Annotated in this window: 17 protein-coding genes; 9 read left to right on the plus strand and 8 right to left on the minus strand. The window is 61.7% G+C overall.

The genetic code is table 11. The features are described from left to right. Window positions 1-74: 74 nt before the first annotated feature. The 3 genes from QMK32_RS00540 to QMK32_RS00550 all read left to right on the plus strand — a co-directional run bounded on the left by QMK32_RS00540 (window position 75) and on the right by QMK32_RS00550 (window position 2,916). Complete coding sequence (locus tag QMK32_RS00540; protein ID WP_283472363.1) at window positions 75-563, plus strand: PH domain-containing protein; 489 nt, start codon at window positions 75-77, stop codon at window positions 561-563. Between the two features lie 62 nt (window positions 564-625). Then, complete coding sequence (locus QMK32_RS00545) at window positions 626-2,056, plus strand: PH domain-containing protein (RefSeq protein ID WP_283473131.1); 1,431 nt, start codon at window positions 626-628, stop codon at window positions 2,054-2,056. Between the two features lie 182 nt (window positions 2,057-2,238). Continuing rightward, window positions 2,239-2,916, plus strand: a complete 678-nt coding sequence (locus tag QMK32_RS00550) for a uracil-DNA glycosylase (RefSeq protein WP_283472364.1) — start codon at window positions 2,239-2,241, stop codon at window positions 2,914-2,916. Here the strand turns inward: QMK32_RS00550 and QMK32_RS00555 are convergent. The 5 genes from QMK32_RS00555 to typA all read right to left on the minus strand — a co-directional run bounded on the left by QMK32_RS00555 (window position 2,843) and on the right by typA (window position 8,169). Further along, window positions 2,843-3,295 (minus strand): hypothetical protein, encoded by a 453-nt coding sequence (locus QMK32_RS00555; protein WP_269305133.1) that lies wholly within the window; start codon window positions 3,293-3,295, stop codon window positions 2,843-2,845. The two genes, QMK32_RS00550 and QMK32_RS00555, sit on opposite strands and share 74 nt — an antisense overlap. A gap of 28 nt (window positions 3,296-3,323) precedes the next feature. After that, entirely contained in the window at window positions 3,324-3,482 is a 159-nt protein-coding gene (locus QMK32_RS00560; RefSeq protein ID WP_176224757.1) for a hypothetical protein, read from the minus strand. A 41-nt stretch (window positions 3,483-3,523) separates the two neighbouring features. Continuing rightward, on the minus strand, window positions 3,524-4,429 hold the full coding sequence (mshB, locus tag QMK32_RS00565) for an N-acetyl-1-D-myo-inositol-2-amino-2-deoxy-alpha-D-glucopyranoside deacetylase (protein WP_283472366.1): 906 nt from the start codon (window positions 4,427-4,429) through the stop codon (window positions 3,524-3,526). Continuing rightward, a complete protein-coding gene (locus QMK32_RS00570; RefSeq protein ID WP_283472367.1) occupies window positions 4,405-6,138 on the minus strand; it encodes an ABC transporter family substrate-binding protein in 1,734 nt (577 codons plus the stop codon). The genes mshB and QMK32_RS00570 overlap by 25 nt, the downstream gene beginning before the upstream one ends. Before the next feature lie 93 nt (window positions 6,139-6,231). Next, window positions 6,232-8,169, minus strand: coding sequence for a translational GTPase TypA (typA, locus tag QMK32_RS00575; protein WP_269305127.1), 1,938 nt, complete (start codon window positions 8,167-8,169; stop codon window positions 6,232-6,234). A 125-nt stretch (window positions 8,170-8,294) separates the two neighbouring features. On the opposite strand from typA, the gene QMK32_RS00580 reads away from it, so the two are divergent. Continuing rightward, a complete protein-coding gene (locus QMK32_RS00580; RefSeq protein WP_269305410.1) occupies window positions 8,295-8,534 on the plus strand; it encodes a hypothetical protein in 240 nt (79 codons plus the stop codon). On the opposite strand, the gene QMK32_RS00585 is transcribed toward QMK32_RS00580, so the two are convergent. Then, complete coding sequence (locus tag QMK32_RS00585; RefSeq protein WP_283472368.1) at window positions 8,527-8,955, minus strand: (deoxy)nucleoside triphosphate pyrophosphohydrolase; 429 nt, start codon at window positions 8,953-8,955, stop codon at window positions 8,527-8,529. The genes QMK32_RS00580 and QMK32_RS00585 overlap by 8 nt on opposite strands. Window positions 8,956-8,970: 15 nt before the next feature. On the opposite strand from QMK32_RS00585, the gene QMK32_RS00590 reads away from it, so the two are divergent. After that, on the plus strand, window positions 8,971-9,261 hold the full coding sequence (locus QMK32_RS00590; RefSeq protein ID WP_283472369.1) for a 4a-hydroxytetrahydrobiopterin dehydratase: 291 nt from the start codon (window positions 8,971-8,973) through the stop codon (window positions 9,259-9,261). Here QMK32_RS00590 and QMK32_RS00595 read toward each other — a convergent pair. Continuing rightward, entirely contained in the window at window positions 9,203-10,429 is a 1,227-nt protein-coding gene (locus tag QMK32_RS00595; RefSeq protein WP_283472370.1) for a mannosyltransferase, read from the minus strand. The genes QMK32_RS00590 and QMK32_RS00595 overlap by 59 nt on opposite strands. Window positions 10,430-10,791: 362 nt before the next feature. On the opposite strand from QMK32_RS00595, the gene QMK32_RS00600 reads away from it, so the two are divergent. Beyond that, complete coding sequence (locus QMK32_RS00600; RefSeq protein ID WP_283472372.1) at window positions 10,792-11,604, plus strand: Rv1157c family protein; 813 nt, start codon at window positions 10,792-10,794, stop codon at window positions 11,602-11,604. A gap of 24 nt (window positions 11,605-11,628) precedes the next feature. Beyond that, window positions 11,629-12,834 (plus strand): MFS transporter, encoded by a 1,206-nt coding sequence (locus QMK32_RS00605; protein ID WP_283472373.1) that lies wholly within the window; start codon window positions 11,629-11,631, stop codon window positions 12,832-12,834. 63 nt (window positions 12,835-12,897) lie between these two features. Here QMK32_RS00605 and QMK32_RS00610 read toward each other — a convergent pair whose 3' ends face one another. Next, entirely contained in the window at window positions 12,898-13,620 is a 723-nt protein-coding gene (locus tag QMK32_RS00610) for a DUF1906 domain-containing protein (protein ID WP_283472374.1), read from the minus strand. A 238-nt stretch (window positions 13,621-13,858) separates the two neighbouring features. On the opposite strand from QMK32_RS00610, the gene QMK32_RS00615 reads away from it, so the two are divergent. Both QMK32_RS00615 and QMK32_RS00620 read left to right on the plus strand, forming a co-directional pair. Continuing rightward, complete coding sequence (locus tag QMK32_RS00615; protein ID WP_283472375.1) at window positions 13,859-14,437, plus strand: TerD family protein; 579 nt, start codon at window positions 13,859-13,861, stop codon at window positions 14,435-14,437. Between the two features lie 136 nt (window positions 14,438-14,573). Continuing rightward, window positions 14,574-15,371 carry a hypothetical protein gene (locus QMK32_RS00620; RefSeq protein ID WP_283472376.1) on the plus strand — a complete coding sequence of 266 codons (798 nt, stop codon included), beginning with the start codon at window positions 14,574-14,576 and terminating at the stop codon, window positions 15,369-15,371. Window positions 15,372-15,451: the final 80 nt, after the last annotated feature.

Below are 15,451 nucleotides of genomic sequence, written 5' to 3' on the forward strand. Positions count from 1 at the left end.
GCAGGAGTGGAGCCTGCGGAACGACCCAGAGAGGCAGGAGTGGAGCCTGCGGAACGACCAGATTAGATTGGGGCATGATCACAATGACCGATCCAGCGTGGCGTCCGAGTCCGCGTGCACGGCAGTTGTGGGCCATCAATGCCTCGCTGATGTGGGTTCCGCTGTTCATCGCCCAGGTCGTGTGGGCCGTGATCGACGGCAAGTGGACGACGTGGCCCCATACGACGGTGTTCGCTGCGTCGGTCGTGTTCGCGGCCGTTCATATCGTCGTCGTCCCGGTGTGGCGGTATCGCGTGCATCGTTGGGAGATCAGTGACACGGCGGTGTACACGCTGACCGGCTGGTTCGACCAGGAGCGACGCATCGCACCGATTTCGCGGGTGCAGACGGTCGATACCGAGCGTGGGCCGATCGACCGGATGCTGGGTTTGTCCACGGTCACCGTCACCACTGCGTCCTCCGCGGGCGCGGTCAAGATCACGGCTTTGGACAAGGAGGTGGCCGATCGTACTGTCGCTCAGCTCACCGAGATCGCGGGAAAGACGTTGGGCGATGCGACGTGAGCACCGACACCGAACTTCTGGTCGCCGAGGAGCAGCAACCGTGGCTGCGGTTGGACAAGCGGATGCTGTTGGTTCATCCGGTCAACGAGGCGGTGAAGGTCCTACCGGTGCTGTTTGTGTCTTTCGTGATCGGCAGTCGGAGCGGTAATCATTTGTGGGGTTTGATCATCGTGACCCTGGTGGTGCTGTTCGCGTTACTGCGCTGGTTCACCACCAGTTATCGCATCGGTCCGGTGCATGTGCAACTACGCACCGGGATATTTCAGAAGAAGCTGCTGTCCGTGCCGCGCAGCCGAATTCGCTCGGTCGACGTCGAAGCGGGCGTCATGCATCGGCTTCTGGGTCTGTCGATTTTGCGGATCGGCACCGGACAGCAGGCGGGCAAGGGTGAAAAGTTCGAATTGAACGCGCTCGACTCGAAGGTGGTCCCCGCGTTGCGCGAGCAGCTGCTGCAGCGAGCCGAGCGAGGGCCGGCTGCACTCAGGAAAGCGCCGCCCGCGGCAACCGAGATTGCGCATTGGAGGACCGAGTGGGTCCGATATGCACCGTTCTCGTTCACCGGCGTCGTGGCCATCGCGGCGGCGGTCGGGGTGCTCTTTCAATACGGGTTCGGTGAGCGCGTGGCAAATTCTTCCCTCGTCTCCAGCAGTATCGACTCCGCGGAGCGTTTCGGTATCGCCCTGGTGATCGTCGTCGGACTGCTGATTCTGCTGATCGTCGCCAGCCTCTTCGCATGCGCGCGTTACCTGATCGCGTACGGCAATCTGACCGTCACCGACGACGGCGCCCGCCTCCACGTCAACCATGGACTCCTCAAGACTCGCTCGACGACGCTCGACCGGAAACGCCTTCGTGGCACCTCGCTGTCCGAACCTCTGCTGCTGCGAATCGCCAAGGGCGCCAAGCTCGATGCGATCATGACGGGTGTCAGCGCGGAGAAGAAGGAATCGTCACTGCTGTTACCGCAAGCACCCGCACGCGAAGCGCTCCGCATGATGACGGTCGTGCTCGGTGACGCAGGGCTGCACGAGAACGCGCAGAAACCGCTGACGCCGCACGGACCGGCCGCCAAACGTCGCAGATACACCCGTGCAGTGGTCCCCGTACTCGTTGTGGCCGCCGCGCTCGGTATCGCCGAAGCATTCGGCGCTCCGATCCCGACAACCGTGTGGATTGCCGTGGTGATGGTGCTGCTCGGAGCTCTATTCGTCGCAAGGGATCGATACCGAGGCCTCGGCCACGCAGTATTGCCAGGCTGGTTGATCACCCGCCACGGATCCCTCGACCGCACCCGGCACTCACTGGAGGCCGCGGGGATCATCGGATGGACGGTCAGACAGACATTCTTCCAACGGCGAGCCGGTGTGGCGACAATCGTCGCTGCCACACCGGCCGGCGTCGGACACTACGAAGTTCTCGACATTCCCGCAGACCAAGCATGGGCCCTCATCGACGCCGTTACCCCAGGAGCCGGTGACACATGGGCTCACTGAACACACCTGACCCCGAACCTGGTCATTCCGCAGGCTCCACTCCTGACCCCAATAGTCATTCCGCAGGCTCCACTCCTGACCCCAATAGTCATTCCGCAGGCTCCACTCCTGACCCCAATAGTCGTTCCGCAGGCTCCACTCCTGACCCCAATAGTCGTTCCGCAGGCTCCACTCCTGCCACCATGGCCGAACTCGACCTGGCTGTCAGTGCCTGCCGAGCTTGCCCCAGACTGGTCGCCTGGAGGGAAAAGGTCGCGACCGAGAAACGAGCCGCATTTCGGGACGAAACCTACTGGGGCAGAGCGGTTCCGGGGTTCGGCCCCGCGGATGCGTCGGTTCTGATTGTCGGGCTCGCACCCGCCGCACACGGGGGAAACCGCACCGGACGCATGTTCACCGGGGACCGCAGCGGTGACTTTCTCTATGCGGCACTGCATGCGGTCGGGCTTGCCAATCAACCGACGGCCACTCACATAGGCGACGGTTTGACGCTGCGCGGGGTCAGAATCACTGCGCCGGTTCATTGCGCTCCACCGGACAACAAGCCGACCGTCACCGAGCGTGATCGTTGCCGCACGTGGCTCGACATCGAATTGAGCTTGCTGAAGCCGACACTGAAATCCGTGGTCGTGCTCGGTGGATTCGGTTGGCAGGCCCTGCTACCGGTGCTGGCAGCCAACGGCTGGGAGATTCCGCGTCCACGCCCCAAGTTCGGCCATGGCGCCGAGGTCGATCTGGGGTCGATCCGATTGTTCGGTAGCTATCACGTCAGTCAGCAGAACACGTTCACCGGGCGGTTGACTCCGGCGATGATCGAGGATGTGCTGCGGGCGGCCGGCTCCCATGCGGGGCTGATGTGAGCGCCGTCAGCCTCCAGGTGAACAACAGAACTCCAGCCGGGGCGATACCTGCTATCAGCAACAATGCCGTCCGCCAATCGGAAAGCAACAGCACATCGCCGCCGGGGCCACCGAACATGCAGACCAGCACTGCGACACCCCAAGCAATCAGCGGCGACGCGATGGCGAGGGGTCGTTCTGCTACTTTGCGCGCGGCGTAGAGAAGCATCACGTTGGCGATTCCCGCCAGCAGTGCGCTGACTGGAAAGGGCACCGGCCCGAGGTAGGCCGGGAGGAAGAATACGGACAGTACGCCGCAGAGAAAGCCGTCGAAAATCAGTACTGCGAGCGTTGCCCTCGACACGAGGACGACAGCATTGGATGCGGCCTTCGAGATCATGTAGCCAATACTGGCGTACTCCCCGCGGTCAGGAGACCGGCGGGTATCCCAAAGCGGTCAGCAGGTTGCTCAGCGCGGACGCGAGATCGGTGAGGCCGGACTGATACAGCATCTCCTGACGGGGGAAATCTGGTATCAACGAATTGACGAACGCAACGATGGCGTCTTGCACGACCCAGTTGTACATCTTGTGTGTTCCCCTGCTCGGCCGACCGCACTGAAGAAGATCTAGTGATCCAGATCATATTCTACGACGCCGGAAAACAGGTCACTTTCCCTACCCGACGCATCGACTTCTCCGCGATCGCCTCGAACGAGAACGAACTGTTCTTCAGCCAGGATCGGCTGCGCGATGTTGTTCGACAAGGCGTACTCGGTGCCCGAAGGCGCGACGGTCACCTGGGTGGCGTGCGCTTCGAGAGCAGCGCGTTTGCTGTCGAGAACGTCGCTCACGTCGAGCGAGGTGGTGATGGTCGCCTCGGGCACACTGGGCAGTTCACCGGGCTCGGGCATTCGCCAGCCGTCGGGAATGTCCGTGATCGAATCCAATCCACGCACAAGCTGTTTTTCGCCGGTGACGGTCCAGTAAAGCTTCTGCGGTGCCCACGGTGCGCCGACATCCTGGTAGCGGTCACTGTCTGCGATATCGACAGCCTCCGTCACCAGCGAATGCACTTGCTGATGGTCGGGATGTCCGTACCCACCCTCCGGGTCGTAGGCGATGACGACGTGGGGCCGGACCGTGCGGACGACCGAAAGCATTGCCGACAGAGCCTCGTCACGGTCGGCGTTGACGAACGCACGCGGATTCAGCGCCGCCGGGGTACCCGCCATGCCGGAGTCGCGCCACCGTCCGGCGCCACCCAAGAATGTCGGTCTTTGGGCACCGAGAACCGTAAGCGCCGTGTGCAATTCAAGAATTCGGTATCCACCGAGCTGATCGGCCCGGTCTGCGACGAGGCCTGCCCATCGGTCACCGATGACTTCGCCTTCCTCGCCGAGCGAGCACGTGAGGACCGTAACCTCGACTCCGGCTCGCGCGTAGTGCGCGATAGTTCCACCGGTGGTGATGGTTTCGTCGTCCGGATGCGCATGAACGAGCAACAGTCTCACTTGGTCTTGGTCCTCATCCACTGCGCAGCATCACCGAAGATGCCTACCTCGATCGGTCCTGCCAACGACACACCTTCGACACCGCTGCTCACAGCAACGACGGACGAATCCTGCATGATCGGAAGTACTGCGGACAACGCCCACAATTTCGGCTCCGCTTCGGCAACCAACCGGTCCGCCGGAAGTTCGCCGCGTAGAGCCAGATTCACCGAATTCTGCAACTCCGGCACACATAAACCGGAGAGATTGCTCGGCGGACGCGCCTTGGCATCGTCGGTGACACCCGACTGAGTCGGGGCCGGAGCCGGTGGGCATCCGAATCTCGACGCCATCACGGTCGCGGGATCGTGTCCTACACTTGTCCATCCGACCAATGCGTCGACCCCGCCGTCTACGAGTGCCGTGCTGTACAACTCTTCGGGTGGCAACGGGGTCACCGATGCATTGATGCCCACGCCCGCAAGTTGGTCGGCAACTGTGTTCGCGACGGCAAGCGAGGTGGAATCGTCCTCTACTGCTCCGATGACGAATTCGACTGGCAATCCGTCTTTTTCGAGTGCCCCGTCTGGACCTGGCACGAATCCGGCTCCGGCGAGTAGTGCCAGCGCACTCTGCCGATCGATCGGAGCAGGAGCAGTTGGGGCATAATCAGGGTCCGACGGACTCGACAGTTGAGCGCGCGCTGGGTGATCGGCCGACCCTGTCCCGGCTGCAACCGTCGACAACAGTGCCGGATCGAGAAGGCCGAGGATCCCCGCTCGCACATTTGGATCCGCCAGCATCGCGGTTCGGCCGTTGAGGGTCAGATCGAGAACGCGTGGCTGAAATCTGACGTCGGTACGAACCCCTGGTATTGCCGCGAGCTGGGCCCTCGTAGCGGTACTTGCCCGAACCTGGGCTACTTGAGCGTCTTTCGACCGAAGCGAGTCCGCAAGCTGGGCAGAGGTCCCACCTCGACGAAGCAGAATTCGGTCAGGCTTCGCCGGTTCGTCCCAGAACCGATCGTTGCGTTCGAGAAGGATTTCGTCTCGTCCTTCGTCGATCGACTTGATACTGAACTGACCTCCGGAGACCGGCACGTTGTCCACGAGACCGGTTTCGAAGCCACCGGGGGAATCTTTGAGGAGATGACTCGGGAGCAAATCGGAGAAGAGCCGTTGCCAATTCTGATATGGCTCAGCGAATGTCACGGCAACGCTCTTGCCCCCACCGGACGAGGCAACGTTGTCGATGAGGCCGTATCCTGCCGGGTCGATGACTCCGGGTTGCGAGATCATCTGTTGCCAGAGATACCGAAAATCCTCGGCGGCTATCGGCGAACTGTCGGACCACTGAGCTTCGTTGCGGAGCTGATAGGTGACCGTGAACGGATTCTGCGACGTCACCTCCGCCGACAACAACAGCGAAGGGTCCTGGACCCACACGGTGACCGCGGGGTTGGACGGATCGGTGGCCGGCCGAAACGGACTCGGTAGGACGAGCGCGCTCACCGCGGAGTTGGCAGGCGACTGGTCCGACAAGAGGTGCGGATTGAATCCGATGCCGACATCGTCGATTGCGACGACGACGGGATCGCCGGTTTCGACGGGAACTTCCGTCGTCGTGATGACGGGTGTCGGTTCGCTCTCGACCGGAGGCGGCGGGTTGGCGGTGCATGCTGCGAGAACCAGAGTGGGCAGAACCAAGGCGATGGTGCCGATGCCCAGGGGGCGCGCTCGCCGCAAATGCATCTCCTTCGTCGTAGCGCGTGTATGCGCAGTCTTCTGTCGAGACCGACTGCGCATACACGCGCGTCCAGCGCAATATACGAAAGCTACTGCTCTTTAGAGAGCAGCCTTGTCACGCGACTTGCTGCGTGAACGCTCACGAGCGCGCTCGTTGGAATCGAGGTGCACCTTACGGACGCGAACGACCTCGGGGGTCACTTCGACGCACTCGTCGACTGCACAGAATTCCATGGCCATTTCCAGGTCCATCTTCTTCGGCTTGGCGAGAGTCTCCATCACGTCTGCCGAAGACTGACGCATGTTGGTCAGCTTCTTCTCGCGCGTGACGTTGATGTCGAGGTCTTCCTGACGCGGGTTGATGCCCACGACCATGCCCTCGTACGTGTCGACGCCCGGCTCGACGAAGAATGTGCCGCGGTCTGCCAGCTGGATCATGGCGAACGGGGTGACGCTGCCTGCGCGGTCGGAGACGAGCGAACCGGTGTGGCGTGCCCGAATCTCCCCTGCCCACGGTCCGTAACCATGGAAGACAGCGTTGGCGATACCGGTGCCACGCGTGTCGGTGAGGAAGTCGGTGCGGAAACCGATGAGGCCACGCGAGGGAACGATGAACTCCATACGAACCCAGCCTGCGCCGTGGTTCGTCATCTGCACCATCTTGCCCTTGCGTGCGGCGAGCAACTGAGTGACACCGCCGAGGTATTCCTCCGGGGAGTCGACGGTCAGTTCTTCGAACGGCTCATGCAGCTTGCCGTCGACCTGACGGGTGACCACCTGAGGCTTGCCGACGGTCAGCTCGAAGCCTTCACGACGCATCTGCTCGACGAGGATGGCGAGGGCCAACTCACCACGACCCTGGACCTCCCAGGCATCGGGACGGCCGATGTCGAGAACCTTCAGCGAGACGTTGCCGACCAGTTCCTGATCGAGACGGCTCTTGACCATGCGCGAGGTCAGCTTGTGACCACTGACGCGGCCGACGAGCGGGCTCGTGTTGGTGCCGATGGTGACCGAGATCGCCGGCTGGTCGACGGTGATCCGCGGCAATGCGACAGGGTTCTCGAGGTCGGCGAGGGTGTCACCGATCATGATGTCAGGGAAGCCTGCAACGGCGACGATGTCACCTGCAACACCCTTCTCACCCGGTACTCGCTCGACACCGATGGTGTTGAGCAGCTCGGTGATCTTCGTCTTCTGGACGACGGGCTCGCCGTCGATCTCACGCATCCAGCTCACGGTCTGGCCCTTGCTGAGCTGGCCGTTGTGGATGCGAACCAGAGCGAGGCGACCCAAGAATGCGGAAGCATCGAGGTTGGTGACGTGTGCCTGCAGAGGTGCGTCGACGCTTCCCTTGGGAGCAGGAACGTAGCTGAGCAGGACCTCGAACAGTTCGTCGAGGTTCTCCGCATCGGGAGCGTTGCCATTCTCGGGCTGAACCTTCGATGCCTTGCCCTCACGGCCGGAGGCGTAGAGAACAGGGAGGTCGAGGGCGAGCTCGGCAGCCTCGGAGGCTTCGTCGTCGAGGTCGGAAGCGAGATCGAGAAGCAGGTCGTGACTCTCGGAGACGACCTCTTCGATTCGTGCGTCGGGTCGATCGGTCTTGTTCACGACCAAGATGACGGGCAGCGACGCAGCGAGCGCCTTGCGCAGCACGAAGCGGGTCTGCGGTAGCGGACCCTCTGATGCATCGACGAGAAGGACGACGCCGTCGACCATGGACAGGCCGCGTTCGACCTCGCCACCGAAGTCGGCGTGCCCGGGGGTGTCGATGACGTTGATAACGGTCATGGTGCCGTCGGGGTTACGTCGGTGAACGGCCGTGTTCTTGGCCAGAATCGTGATGCCCTTTTCCCTCTCGAGGTCACCCGAGTCCATCACGCGATCGATCGCTTCGGCGCGTTCCTCGAACGCTCCCGACTGCCGGAGCATGGCGTCGACCAGCGTGGTCTTGCCATGGTCGACGTGTGCAACGATGGCTACGTTGCGAAAGGTGGTGGTGCTGTCGATGTTATCTGCACTGCTTGGGGCGCTCACGCGAAAGGTTCTCCTGGGTTGAATGCGGGCTCTTGTTCGCTAGCGGGCTTATGACGCTAGAGAAGCGCGCTGCACCGCGAGAATCTCGCGACTGAACAAGTTTACCCGCTACCCCAGGGTGACCTGTGACACGCAGTACCCTTTTCCACAAGTTCACCTTGAAATGCGAGATTTTCGGAGACGTTCACATGGGCAAGATCAAGGCCAAGAAGGTGTCGGGCCTCAAGCCCAAGAAAAAATGTTGCCGCAAGAAGACACGCTGCATCAAGTGCCCCGTGGTAATCATGAGGATGAAGAAGCTCGAAGATCAGGGCGTCTCCGGCAAGGACCTGAAGAAGGGTCTGAAGAAGGCCCGCTCTACCTGAGCATCAGCGCAAGTTCAGTTACCCATTCGCGGTCCGCATCGACCAGATCCATCTCTCGCAGGCCGGCGGCGTCGACCCACCGTAGATCTGAATGATCCAGCGGGGCAGGCGATCCCGCGACCAGTTCCACGCGATAGGCCCGCAGAATTCGCCCGGCTCCGAGGGGGACATCGCCGGCCAACTGCACTCCGACAGAAGTGTCGACGCCGAGCTCCTCGTGTAGCTCACGCATCAACGCCCGAGCGTCGCTTTCGCCGGGTTCGACCTTTCCTCCTGGAAGCTCCCACAGACCCGCGAGCTCCGGTGGACGGGCTCGCTGAGCGAGTAGGAGTAGCCCGTCGGCGACGATGGCACCGGCCACCACGACGACGGGAGCGGTGATGTCGGGAGCGGAACCAGCTGATTTTTCGGCTTCGGTCATGTCAGGATCGTTCCCATGAGTGAACTACTGTCCAACGCCGAGATCGACGACGCACTGAGCAGTCTGCCGGAGTGGAGTCTCGATGACTCCTCGATCACCCGAACGGTCGAGTTGCCGACGTTTCCGGCGGCGATCCAGTTCGTGTCGAGGGTGGCGACCGCTGCCGAGGCTGCGGGGCACCATCCCGACATCGATATCCGATGGCGAAGGTTGACCTTCACGCTGTCCACGCACTCCGAGGGCGGGCTCACGTCGAAGGACGTGGATCTGGCTCGCGAGATCGAGAAGCTGCTGATTCGAGATTGACCCGTCGCCTTCCCAGGTAGATCGCCAGGATGTAGACGAGGAGTGCACCGAGTACGTCGACGGTTCCGAGCCAGGCGAGTATTCCTGGACGGGATACGAGCCAGATCGACTCCTGGAAGAAGCTGAGGATCCAGGGGATGCCGATGACGCTGGTCACCAGCCAATACCCGGCCACGATCCGCGTGAGAAGAGCATCGCGATCCGGCCCGTGTACGAGCCACACGAGCAGCGGCATCACCCATACCCAGTGGTGTGACCACGAGATCGGTGAGATGAGCAGCCCCAACAGTTGAACGACAAGGAGGATGCCGAGTCGATCGTCGCGTCGTAGCGAGCGCCATGCGGCGATTGCGAGAGCGGAGACGATGACGACTCCGCCGATCCACAGCGCCCCGGATCCGATGTCGTGTCCGGCGATCCGGCTCATTGCTCCGCGCAGCGACTGGTTCCACACCGAGCCGACCGGTCCGATTCGATCGGCGTCACCGAGGAGGGTGGTGAAGTAAGTCCCTGCTTGATGGCCGAGAACCAGGTAACTGAGCCCGACCGTGGCGGCGAAGGCGACGGCCGAGAAGATCGCCGCCTTCCAACGCTTCGTGGCCAGGAAATAGAGCCCGGTTATCGCCGGCGTGAGCTTGATTCCGGCGACGAAACCGATGAGTCCACCTGCCACCCACCAACGCGTACTTCGGATCGCCACGACAGCACCCAGTGCAAGGAAGACGTTGACCTGCCCGTAGTCGAGAGTAGTGCGCACGGGTTCGGTCCACAGGGCCAGCGCTGTCCATGCCATGGCGATGCGGGTCCACCGAGAGGTGCCTGCCACGTCGTCCCCGAGCATCAGTCCGAGGCTGAGCTTGATGAGAAGGAACATCGCTGCCATCGTCGCCAACTGCCAGGCGATCCCGACGACGGTGAACGGCAGATAGTGCAATGGCAAGAAGACCAACGCTGCGAACGGCGGATAGGTGAACGGAAGCGGAAAGTCGGGAGTCTTCACCGAGTAGGTGAAGTTGTAGAGATCGTCTTTCAGCAATGCTGCCGAACCGTCCACGTAGACGTGTAGGTCGACGAGGTTCATCCCGTTGGGCGTTGCGAAGGCCCAGGCGAGTCGGGCCAGGACCGACAGCGCAAGCAGTAAGGGGGCGTATCGAACCAGTCGGTTCACCTGTTGTCTCTCGCTCCCGCTCGGTGCTGTTCGGTCGTCTCGGTTCGAGATCGACAGCCGAGCTTATAAGAAGCCCGATCAAGGTTTTTATAGGGAACCCGATCGGGCTTCGCGCACGCGGTTCACAGAAAATGTGGACGATCATGATGGATGTTCACAAATAACATTTGCATCACCAATCACACTATTCACTTCTGTAACACGCTAATGTCCGTGGACGGTCAATGCCGAGTCGCGCCCGCACAGAGTCGGACAACGCCCGAAAGTACCGGCTGTACAAGCAAGGGTCGGATACATAGAGTGACCCCTCGAGCCAACAACCGCTTCATGGCCCGTTTTATGATCAGGATGGGGAAAATCAAGTGCTTCGTACCGGGGTAACACGCAAAGTCGTCACTGTTGCGGCGGTGGCATGCGCCGCTGCGCTCACGCTGCCGACCTTTGCTTCTGCAGAGCCAGCACCGCCTGCAGCCGAGCTGCCTCCTATGTTCCTCCCCTCTCCCGACCAGCCTCTGCCGGACTACGCGCAAATCGAAGCACTTGCATCGTTCGCCCCCGCCATCATGGGTGCCGCCGCAGGTCCGACCGACGTCGCAGCGGGCCCGCAGGGCGATCTCCTCGCCCAGGCACGTCAGCTACTGGACAATCCCGCCATTCCCGAGACGGTGAAAGCCACTCTTACAACAGTCATCACGTTCCTCGACGGATCCGGTGGCGGCGGACCCGAACTGCCTCCGTCCGACGGGCCGGTAATCGCGCAGTTCCTCTACCCGACCATCGGCAAAGGCTGCATCTCGGACACGGCAGATTCCATCGGCACCGCGCTGGCCGTACCCGGCCCCGCAACGCTTCCGCCTCCCGGACCTGCAGCAGGCCACGCCGGCTTCGTTTTCACCGCCCTCGGCACAGCACCCCTTACTGCTCAGCAGGAGTCACCGTTCACCGTGACGTGGCTCAATCTCGACAACCGTCGTACCGGCACCCAGGAGTTGACCGGAGCATCGGCCATCAACCCGGGCGGGCCTGCCACGGTCTCCGGTATTGCTGATACCGGACCGGGACGCGTCCTTGCTGTCGCGTCCGGTTCCATTACCACTCAGTCGGTCGAAGATCCCGCTGCACCGGCGCGGAGCTGCGGATTCCTTCCTACGATCGGGACCTTCTACGTAGCCTGATCACCATGCGAGTAGGGTCTGCTCGTGAGCAGACCCCTCGCATTCGTTGCGATTACCTATGCATTCGCGGTAGCGATGATCGGCACCACGATGCCGACGCCGGTCTACTCGCTGTACCAGGTCGAGTTCGGATTCTCAGTTTTCGTCGTCACGATAATCTTTGCCGCCTATGCGCTCGGAGTGCTCGCTGCTCTCCTGGCGTTCGGTCGTTGGTCGGACTCACTGGGTCGTCGCCCGATGCTGCTTGCCGGGATCGCATTCGGCATCGTCAGCGCGTTGGTGTTCATTTTCGCCGGATCGCTCACCGCTCTGTTGATCGCACGGGTGCTCTCGGGCTTGTCGGCGGGCATATTCGTCGGAACTGCCACTGTGACACTGGTGGAATTGGTGCCGGACAAGTGGCGCGCACACGCACCGGCGATTGCGACGGCGGCGAATATCGGCGGACTCGGTCTCGGGCCACTTCTTGCCGGTGTGCTGGTTCAGTATTTACCGCACCCGATGCAGCTGACATTCATCATCGATATCGGTTTGCTGGTCCTGGCGGCGGTCGCGGTGTACCTCTCCCCCGAGACGGTGAAAGTTGCACGCGGAGCCAGACCACACCTGCAGAGACTGTCGATTCCGGCGCCTATCCGCGGCACGTTTTTCCGTGCCTCGATTGTCGGCTTCGCCGGATTCGCCGTTCTAGGCCTGTTCACCGGCGTCTCTCCGGGCTTCATGACCAGCGTCCTCGGCATCGACGACCACGCTGTGACCGGAGCTGTCGTCTTCGTGTTGTTCGCCTCGTCCGCGGCCGCTCAGATCGGGCTTCGTGCCCTGGACACTTCGTTCGCACTACGGGCAGGGTGCGTCGTACTGTTCGCCGGCGTCGTAGCCCTCGCAATTTCCTTGCTGACAGCGTCGTTGCCCCTGCTGATTTTGAGCGCCGTGGTGAGTGGAGTCGGGCAGGGAGTGACGTTCAGCAAGGGAATGTCGACGGTGACCGCAGAACTACCGGTGGATCGACGCGCCGAAGTAACGTCGACATTCTTCGTAGTCCTGTACATCGCCATCTCGGTGCCCGTGATCGGAGCAGGCGCAGCCGCGAATGCCTGGGGCCTCGTCACAGCTGGTGTGGTGTTCTCCGGCGCAGTCGCCGCGCTCGCGGCCATCGCGTTCCTTCTACTGGTACTCGAATCTCGTGAAAAAGACTCGAATCAAGAAGCGAAAGAATCCGACAAGAACTGATAGATATATCCGGCGATCGTATAAATTACATCGATGAGATTCATATCGTCTTTCTCTCGAGAATCAGGCTAAGGACCATTGGCCGTAATCAGGCTTGAGAATTACATTGATGTCGACACTGATGCCGTCGACCTTTCCTTTGTCGATCTGCACTTGGTGTAGATGCGCAGCGGGGTGCCGAAGGCCTTTCGGAGTGCCCCAATTGTGCTGCCAATACCACTGTCCGAGACCAGCAATGGACGCCAATTCGATAGTCGGTGAATTGGCGTAGATCCCGGTGTTCTCGGCTCCGACGACAGATTGCCAACCGAGGATGTACGGCGCGATCATCGTGGCGAACTCGACCGCGGTGGGGTTGTCGTCGATCGAGGCATAGATGGGCCGGTCCTGTGGTCCACCAGCGGCTCGATGCAGTTCCACACCACGGTTCGCATGCTTGACCCCGGCCGCGTATCCACCCCTCCAGTCGGAGGTCGCGCCCTTGCCGAACTGGTAGTTGGACACCACCTCGAGCCCTGAGTCGGTCAGTGCCTCTGCCTCGTCGCGTTTAATCGGCTTGCCGAGCATCCATTCGGCACCCGGTCTGCGATCGGAAACATAGCGAACGGCCCCTAGGTGACCTGCAGCTTTGATCGCCTCCGGCGAGGGGACCCCGCCCGAATAGTCGACAAGCGTGCCCAACCCGTCGGCGTGCGCTGCAGCGCGGGCGCCCAGTGTCGCCAATCCGACGGCAGTGGCCGACCCCACCGCCGCGTATTTGAACAACTCGCGTCGTGAAACGTGCACTTCAAGCCCCCACTTCGTTAGACCGCTTCGGCGTGTCGCACCGTTGATGCATGTCGGCGCTGCTACCTTTTTCAGTTTGCGTATTGCACCACACTCACTTCAGTACCGCTAGTCACTCCAGGCTCCACAGCATCATTTACCTCTCTGCACAGACGCCCGAGCACTTGCCTACGCCGTCCCACGCGGGCACGACCTACTGTGGAGTTACCGGTTCAGGACCATCGAAGGAGAGATTTTCATGGGCGTAACGCTTTCCAAGGGCGGAAATGTGTCGCTGACCAAGCAGGCCCCCAACCTCACGGCAGTATCGGTCGGTCTGGGGTGGGACGTTCGCGACACCACGGGCGGCGACTTCGACCTGGACGCAAGCGCAATCGGTCTGGACTCGAACAAGAAGTCGGTCGACGATCTGTTCTTCGTGTTCTACAACAATCTCCGTTCGCCGGACGGTGCCATCGAGCACACCGGCGACAACCGGACGGGCGAGGGCGAGGGTGATGACGAGAGCATCGACATCGATCTCGTGGCACTCTCACCGAAAGTCGAATCGATCGTGTTCCCGGTCTCGATTCACGACGCCGATTCTCTGGGCCAGAATTTCGGCCAGGTCGTCAACGCATTCATCCGGGTGGTCGATCGCGCCGACAATCGCGAGTTGGCTCGCTTCGATCTCAGCGAGGATGCGTCGACCGAAACCGCCATGGTGTTCGGGGAGCTGTACCGACGAGGTAAGGAATGGAAATTCCGGGCAATCGGGCAGGGTTATGCGTCCGGTTTGACGGGCATTGTTCGCGACTACGGAATCAATGTCGGTTAACTGATTCGCGGAAATTATCGGTCTAAGGCGGGTATCGATTGAATAACCGAGGACCTCTGGGCTTGAGAATTCATGGGCGAGTGTGGTCGGATCACCACATTCGTAACATTGGTTTCATCAGTCACAGGAGCAACACATGTCGTCTCGGTTCGGTCGAATAGCTGGAACAGTCGCACTGTCCTGCGCAGCTTTGCTTGCGCTGCCCGCCACCGCGACGGCAGACCCGGCACCAGTGGATCCACTGGCGCAGGCAGTGACTGCCCTTCAGCAGCAGGGCACCTCGGCCAATGATCCTGCGCTGGCCGCAGCGACCGCGATCTCGGGAGCCCGCACTGCTGTCGCCGACGACGTCGACGCCAACCCTCTCGCGGCTCTCGACACCGCCAACAAGATCCTTACCGACCTCGGTATCACGCCGTTCTTCTACCCGACAGCGGCCATCAATTGTGCTGAGGTTCCCGGCGTACCCTTCGGCATCTCTCCGGCCGTAGCGGGAGCGGCAGGAGGGCCTTGGCCGAACGCGAAGGCACCATTGCTTCCCCCACTCAACGCTGTCGAGAAGGGCGAGACGATGTTTGCCTTCGTCCCGGCTGGCATCGTCGATGACTCGGCGAACAAAGCGGGCATGCAGGTGGCGTGGTTCAACGTCAACACCTTGAAGGGTGGATTCGCCGACATGGGCGGAGCCACTACGACATTCGTCGATTCGATACTCGACAACGCCAAGCTCGACCCGATCACCACCGAGTTGGTACGGGGCGCGTTGACCACGGCTATCGCCAAGTTGCCTGCCGCTGGGGCGCGCCTCGCACCGGTGGAAACCGGCTCGGGAACCGTGCTCGCCGCTGTGTTCGGCAACGTCGAACACAAGACTGCCGACGGCGTCAACAACTGCTTCTACTTCCCCACCGTGGGCTTGGTGAACGTCGGCTGACGCTTTTTCCACCGATCGGATCGTGAACCGACCAAATGCGGCGCCGCTCTTGCGGCGCCGCATTTCGTCTCGATAAGCGC

Origin of the sequence: Rhodococcus sp. H29-C3 (genome assembly GCF_030063405.1) — a bacterium.
In the GTDB taxonomy this organism is placed as follows: Bacteria; Actinomycetota; Actinomycetes; order Mycobacteriales; family Mycobacteriaceae; genus Rhodococcoides.

What these genes read in the sequence shown, in the direction of transcription:
- QMK32_RS00570 (WP_283472367.1), bottom strand. Translation starts at nt 6,138, where the DNA reads ATGCATTTGCGGCGAGCGCGCCCCCTGGGCATCGGCACCATCGCCTTG.
- QMK32_RS00560 (WP_176224757.1), bottom strand. Translation starts at nt 3,482, where the DNA reads ATGTACAACTGGGTCGTGCAAGACGCCATCGTTGCGTTCGTCAATTCG.
- QMK32_RS00620 (WP_283472376.1), top strand. Translation starts at nt 14,574, where the DNA reads ATGTCGTCTCGGTTCGGTCGAATAGCTGGAACAGTCGCACTGTCCTGC.
- QMK32_RS00540 (WP_283472363.1), top strand. Translation starts at nt 75, where the DNA reads ATGATCACAATGACCGATCCAGCGTGGCGTCCGAGTCCGCGTGCACGG.
- QMK32_RS00590 (WP_283472369.1), top strand. Translation starts at nt 8,971, where the DNA reads ATGAGTGAACTACTGTCCAACGCCGAGATCGACGACGCACTGAGCAGT.
- QMK32_RS00615 (WP_283472375.1), top strand. Translation starts at nt 13,859, where the DNA reads ATGGGCGTAACGCTTTCCAAGGGCGGAAATGTGTCGCTGACCAAGCAG.
- QMK32_RS00585 (WP_283472368.1), bottom strand. Translation starts at nt 8,955, where the DNA reads ATGACCGAAGCCGAAAAATCAGCTGGTTCCGCTCCCGACATCACCGCT.
- QMK32_RS00555 (WP_269305133.1), bottom strand. Translation starts at nt 3,295, where the DNA reads ATGATCTCGAAGGCCGCATCCAATGCTGTCGTCCTCGTGTCGAGGGCA.
- QMK32_RS00545 (WP_283473131.1), top strand. Translation starts at nt 626, where the DNA reads ATGCTGTTGGTTCATCCGGTCAACGAGGCGGTGAAGGTCCTACCGGTG.
- QMK32_RS00550 (WP_283472364.1), top strand. Translation starts at nt 2,239, where the DNA reads ATGGCCGAACTCGACCTGGCTGTCAGTGCCTGCCGAGCTTGCCCCAGA.